Annotated in this window: 1 protein-coding gene; it reads right to left on the bottom strand. The window is 56.3% G+C overall.

The features are described 5' to 3' along the window. A partial coding sequence (locus tag SB765_RS29125) for an iron-containing alcohol dehydrogenase (RefSeq protein ID WP_410932418.1) occupies positions 1-279 on the bottom strand: 279 nt, incomplete at both ends.

The raw sequence follows: 279 nt of genomic DNA, 5'->3' as shown, positions 1-279 counted from the left end.
GATATAGCGCGCAATGTCCTCATCCGGACGCTTCTCAAGCACCATCTGCGTCAGTGTGCCGTAGGCGACTTTCTCGCCATGGGTCAGATGGTGGATATCACCATCAATCGCGGTGAAACCATTATGAATAGCGTGCGCAGCTGCCAGCCCTCCATTTTCAAAGCCCAGCCCCGATAGCAGCGTATTCGCCTCAACCACCGCTTCCACCGCGGGCGTCACCCGTTTTTGGGTGACGGCAACATAGGCGCTGTAACCCCAGGTAAGCAGCGTTTCTTCACA

The organism is Pseudomonas sp. SIMBA_067, assembly GCF_046534675.1.
In the GTDB taxonomy this organism is placed as follows: Bacteria; Pseudomonadota; Gammaproteobacteria; order Pseudomonadales; family Pseudomonadaceae; genus Aquipseudomonas; species Aquipseudomonas putida.
This window is presented reverse-complemented; position numbering and strand designations above follow the sequence as displayed.